5 protein-coding genes and 1 pseudogene are annotated in these 4,884 nt (G+C 69.5%); 3 read left to right on the top strand and 3 right to left on the bottom strand.

Translation table 11 applies throughout. The features are described 5' to 3' along the window. Nucleotides 1-31 precede the first annotated feature (31 nt). Nucleotides 32-460 (top strand): TadE/TadG family type IV pilus assembly protein, encoded by a 429-nt coding sequence (locus G3O06_RS46600; RefSeq protein ID WP_174911089.1) that lies wholly within the window; start codon nucleotides 32-34, stop codon nucleotides 458-460. Continuing rightward, a complete protein-coding gene (locus G3O06_RS46595; RefSeq protein ID WP_205820118.1) occupies nucleotides 453-1,493 on the top strand; it encodes a TadG family pilus assembly protein in 1,041 nt (346 codons plus the stop codon). Before G3O06_RS46600 ends, G3O06_RS46595 begins: the two co-directional genes overlap by 8 nt. Here the strand turns inward: G3O06_RS46595 and G3O06_RS46590 are convergent. Both G3O06_RS46590 and G3O06_RS46585 read right to left on the bottom strand, forming a co-directional pair. Beyond that, nucleotides 1,457-2,719, bottom strand: a complete 1,263-nt coding sequence (locus G3O06_RS46590; RefSeq protein WP_174998624.1) for a glycosyltransferase family 87 protein — start codon at nucleotides 2,717-2,719, stop codon at nucleotides 1,457-1,459. The two genes, G3O06_RS46595 and G3O06_RS46590, sit on opposite strands and share 37 nt — an antisense overlap. A 15-nt stretch (nucleotides 2,720-2,734) precedes the next feature. Further along, a complete protein-coding gene (locus tag G3O06_RS46585) occupies nucleotides 2,735-3,814 on the bottom strand; it encodes a glycosyltransferase family 2 protein (RefSeq protein WP_205820117.1) in 1,080 nt (359 codons plus the stop codon). Nucleotides 3,815-4,120: 306 nt separating this feature from the next. Here G3O06_RS46585 and G3O06_RS46580 point away from each other — a divergent pair, with 306 nt between their 5' ends. Beyond that, entirely contained in the window at nucleotides 4,121-4,495 is a 375-nt protein-coding gene (locus G3O06_RS46580) for a phage protein NinX family protein (RefSeq protein ID WP_205820116.1), read from the top strand. A gap of 22 nt (nucleotides 4,496-4,517) precedes the next feature. On the opposite strand, the pseudogene G3O06_RS49500 reads toward G3O06_RS46580, so the two are convergent. Next, nucleotides 4,518-4,884, bottom strand: a pseudogene (locus tag G3O06_RS49500) (hypothetical protein); the annotation flags it as partial.

Genomic DNA, 4,884 nt, shown 5'->3' with positions numbered 1-4,884 from the left:
GCGTCGTGCCGCCGGGCGCGGGGGCCGCAAAATGACACGCGGAGCGACGGGCGCGCGCCGCGCGCGCGGCGTCGTGTCCCTCGAGTTCGTGCTGATGCTGCCGTTCCTGCTGATGGTGCTGATCGGCATCATCGACACGAGCCTGATCCTGTGCGACAAGGCCGTCATCACGAACGCGAGCCGCGAGGCGGCGCGCGCCGGCGTCATGCTGCGCGTGCCGATGCTGACCACGACGCAGATCGCCAACATTGCGCAGAACGCGATGCAGAACAGCCTGATCACCGGCGGCACCGCGACGACGCCGGCGGTGACCGTGACGCAGGCGAACGGCACGACGTCGGGCACCGCACTGACGGTGACCGTGACCTACACGTATTCGGGGCTCGTGCTGGGGTCCGCGTTCAGTGCGCTGACCGGCCCGGTGACGGTCTCGGCGACGTCGGTGATGCTCTATGAATGACGTGACCGCCACGCAACCCGACGGCCCCGTGCGGCAGCGCGGTTCGGTCGCGCTGTTCTTCCTGCTGTTCCTGATTCCGCTGTTGTCGTTCGGCGCGCTGGCGATCGATATCGCGTGGGTGGTCACGGTGAACAACCAGTTGCAGAACGCGGCCGATGCGGCGGCGCTCGCCGGGGCCGATGCGATGATGTCGCCGAGCGGCGGCGCGGTGAACTGGTCGCAGGCCGCGCCGGCGGCGAACGGTGTGATCGCGCAGAACTCGGCGGCCGGTGCGGCGCTGTCGACCGGCACGGTGACGACCGGATACTGGAACGTGACGCGCAACCCCGCATCCATGCAGCCGACGACCATCACGCCCGGCCAGTACGACGTGCCGGCGGTGCAGGTCACCGTGTCGCGTGCACCCGGTGTAAACGGCGGCTCGATTCCGCTGCTGCTTGGCGGGCTGCTGGGGATCCCCGGTGCATCCGATAGTGCGACCGCGGTGGCGGTGCTGGCGGCGCCGGGCGGGGTCGGGGCAGGCGGGCTGTTTCCGATCGCGATCGACCAGTGCGTGTACAACCTGTACTGGAACGCGGCGACCAACCAGCCGCTGATCAATCCGCTGACGGGCCAGCCGTTTGAATTCTCGATCACGAACGGCCAGGTCTACGGCCTGCTGTGCATGGGCGGGCAGTGGACGTCGTTCCAGTCGACCGCGACCGACACGACGACGATGGGCGGCCTGATGGTGACCGGCAATCCGACGACGCTCAGTATCGGCGACAGCATCAATCTCGCGACCGGCGTAAAGGCGACGCTCTATACGTCGGTGCCGGTCGGCACGACGGTGGTGCTGCCGGTCGTCACGCAGACCTCGACCAGCACCACCGTGCCGATCGTCGCGTTCGCGCCGTTCCATATCGACGTGTCGCTGGGCGGCACATACAAGTACGTCCAGGGCCACTTCGTCGCCGGCTGGAAGATGACGGGCGTCGCGACCGGCGTCGGGCCGTACTACGGCGTATACGTGCCGCCGCGGCTGGCGTTTTGAGTGCCCGGGCCGGCGCGGCGCAGCAGCACGAGCAGCGCGAACAGCGTCACGGCCGGGCCGATCTGCGGCCATTGCAGCCACGGGTTCAGGTATTCGACGGCCGGCAGCAGCCACATGAGCGCGATCGCGGCCTGCTCGCCGCGCAGCCAGCCGTCCTGCCAGCCGATCGCCAGCATGCACGCGATCGCGATGCCGAGCCAGGCGAGCTCGTAGTGCCACACGTACGGGTTCGCCGCGAGCGTCGCGACCGCCAGCACCGCCGCGCGCAGGCGGACGTCGCGCGAGCGCGTCCACACGAGGCAGGCGACGGTGATCGCCAGCGCCGCGATGCACGCTTGCGCGGCATATGCGACGGTGGGCGGCAGGCCCGCGAGTCGGAAGGCGGCAAACGGCGCCGGCGACACGAGCCAGAACACGACGCCTTGCTCGAGGAGGAGCGACCGCACGAGCGCCGTGCCGGCGACGAACAGGTGTAGCGATTCGACGCCGCAGATCAGGACGCTCAACGCGGCGAACGCGGTGGTGGCGAGCGCGGCCCATGCGATCGTGCGCCATGCGCGCGTGGCGACCAGCACGAACGGGAACAGCAGTGCCAGTTGCGGCTTGGCCGACAGCAGGCCGATGCAGAGGCCGGCCCACATCGGCCGACGGTCCGCCCAGCAGACGGCCAGGGCCGCGCACGACGCGGTCAGGAACGCGTTCTGCCCGAACAGCCCGGTGACGAACACGCACGGGGCGGCGACCAGTGCGAACCCGCCGATGCGCGATGCACCGGGGAGCGCGCCGAGGCCCGATACGCGCGACGCGGCGAAACCGAACACGACGACGCCGAACGCAACGAACAGCGGATAGCCGACCGCATAGGGCAGCAGCGCCAGCGGCGTCACGAGCAGCAGGTTGGTGGGCGGGTACAGCCACGCGATGAGGTCTTCGCGGCGGAACTGCGGGAACAGTTCGGCTGCCAGCCGCGAGAAGGTCGGCAAATCGTACGCTTGCCACGGCGAGCCGTGCAGCATCACGTACGACGCCGACCAGAACACCGCGTAGTCGGGGCCTGGGCGCGACAGCGCGGTGGCGGGCGCGTGACGGGCGACGGTGACCCAGATCGCGACGAACAGCGCATAGCACGCGAGCGCTGCCGTGCTGTACGCAACGACGCGCCGGGGTGTCAGCCATGCGCGGACGGGCTGGTCCGCCGATCGTATCGATTGCCGGATGAGATCCATGCGTCGTGTGCGCGGTTATTTGACGGACGCGTTGCGCGCAGCACCGTGGCCGGCGGCCGCGGGCGGCGTCGCGCGGCGGCGGGCCGCGTGCGCGCGCTTGAGCGGAAACTGCAGCAGCTTCGACGCCGGATGTGCGGCAGCGTCCCGCTGCGCGTGATAGCGCCGCCGCACGAGATAGACCGGGCGCTGCTTCGACTCGTGATAGATGCGGCCGAGGTATTCGCCGATCACGCCGATGCCGATCAGCTGGATGCCGCCGACGAACAGCATCACGGAGATCAGCGATGCGTAGCCGTGCACGGGGTTGCCGAACAGCAGCGTGCGCATCACGATGAACGCGCCGTAGACGAACGACAGCGCGGCGAACGCGAGGCCGATGTAGGTCCACACGCGCAGCGGCACGGTGCTGAAGCTCGTGATGCCTTCGAGCGCGAAGTTCCAGCGCCGCCATCCGGAGAATTTGGAGCGGCCGCCGCTGCGTGGCGCACGCGTGTATTCGATGATCTCGGTGCGATAGCCGACCCACGCGAACAGGCCTTTCATGAAGCGCCGCCGCTCGGGCAGCGCGCGCAGCGCGTCGACGACCTGGCGGTCCATCAGCCGGAAATCGCCGACGTTCTCGGGCATCTCGACTTCGGAGAGGCGGTTATGCACGCGGTAGTAGAGCGCGGCGGCCACGCGCTGCATCAGCGGATCGCACATGCGGTCGGTGCGCTTCGCGGCGACGACCTCCGCGCCGGCGAGCCAGCGTTCGACCATCGCGGGGATCAGCGCGGGCGGGTCCTGCAGGTCGGCGTCGATCAGGATCACCGCGGTGCCGGTGGCTTCGTCGAGGCCGGCGGTGAGTGCGGCTTCCTTGCCGAAGCGCCGGGTGAGATCGACGATGCGCACGCGCGAGTCGCCGGCCGCGACGTCGATCAGCCTGCCCAGCGTATCGTCGCGGCTGCCGTCGTTGACGCAGATGATCTCGAAACGGACTGTATCGATCGATTCGAGGATGGGCAGCGTGGCTGCGAAGAATGCGTCGATTGCTTCGTCCTCGTCGTGGAACGGCACGACGAGCGAGACCAGTGGCTTTCTGGCATGCACGGACATACGTCCCCCGAGAGATCCGGCCTGTGCTGCACCGTATGGATCCGGTTGTCGTCCGCTGCAGGCCGGACGACAGGTGTTCCGATCCATTGTAGGCAGGATTCGGGGATTCGTAACACGAATTGATGCAGGCGCGACGCAGCGGCCGGGCCGCGACGGTCGGCCGCTCCGCGCGGAAGGAGCAGGGCGTCACGCTTCCGCAATAGGGCCGGCGCGCCGGCACGGTGCCGTGGCACCGTCGGAGACCGCAACGGACGCGTGTGCAACGGTTAGCATGTCGACTTGACGACGACGGTGACGGAGACAGTCATGCAAGTCCAGGATCTGACAGGCGCGCCGCTGGATTACTGGGTCGCGGTTGCCGTTGGCCATGACGCCCCGCGCGCCGATGCATCCGGGTGCACGTCGATTCGCGCGGCAGGCGGTGCGCCGGCTCCGTTCGCGCCGTCGACATCGTGGACGGACGGCGGCCCGATCGTCGAGCACTTGCCGTTCGCCGCATTCGAGCGCGACGGCGGGCGCGGCCCGTGGCGGGCCGTGCTGTACCGGGCCGTGCCCGCTGCAGGCGAGCGCTGCACGTTCAACCAGTCGGGCCCGACGCTGCTGGTCGCCGCGATGCGCACGCTCGTCGCTTCTACTTTTGGCGACGACGTGCCGGACCTCGATATGGCGCGGCCACGCTGAGCGCCGCCACGCGCGTCATCGTTCAGGCAGACACATTGCGGATCGCGATCGCTCCGACATCGACGCGCCGCGGCAGGATCGCGTCGGCTGCCGCGCGGTCGGCGACACGCTGCAGCACGTCGATGTCGGTGCCGCTGAGTCTGCGCCGGGCCGGTCCCGCTGCAGGCGGAGGCCGCAGCTCCACCCAGTCGGCGCCGGCGCTGCTGTGTGCCGCGATGCGCACGCTCGTCGCTTCTACTTTTGGCGACGACGGGCCGGACCGCGATATGGCGCGGCCACGCTGAGCGCCGCCACGCGCGTCATCGTTCAGGCAGACACATTGCGGATCGCGATCGCTCCGACATCGACGCGCCGCGGCAGGATCGCGTCGGCTGCCGCGCGGTCGGCGA

It is taken from the genome of Burkholderia sp. Ac-20345 (assembly GCF_017104825.1).
Lineage (GTDB): Bacteria > Pseudomonadota > Gammaproteobacteria > Burkholderiales > Burkholderiaceae > Burkholderia > Burkholderia lata_B.
Note: the sequence above shows the minus strand (reverse complement) of the source record. Positions and strands in the feature narration are given on the sequence as shown.

What these genes read in the sequence shown, in the direction of transcription:
- G3O06_RS46600 (WP_174911089.1), top strand. Translation starts at nt 32, where the DNA reads ATGACACGCGGAGCGACGGGCGCGCGCCGCGCGCGCGGCGTCGTGTCC.
- G3O06_RS46595 (WP_205820118.1), top strand. Translation starts at nt 453, where the DNA reads ATGAATGACGTGACCGCCACGCAACCCGACGGCCCCGTGCGGCAGCGC.
- G3O06_RS46590 (WP_174998624.1), bottom strand. Translation starts at nt 2,719, where the DNA reads ATGGATCTCATCCGGCAATCGATACGATCGGCGGACCAGCCCGTCCGC.
- G3O06_RS46585 (WP_205820117.1), bottom strand. Translation starts at nt 3,814, where the DNA reads ATGTCCGTGCATGCCAGAAAGCCACTGGTCTCGCTCGTCGTGCCGTTC.
- G3O06_RS46580 (WP_205820116.1), top strand. Translation starts at nt 4,121, where the DNA reads ATGCAAGTCCAGGATCTGACAGGCGCGCCGCTGGATTACTGGGTCGCG.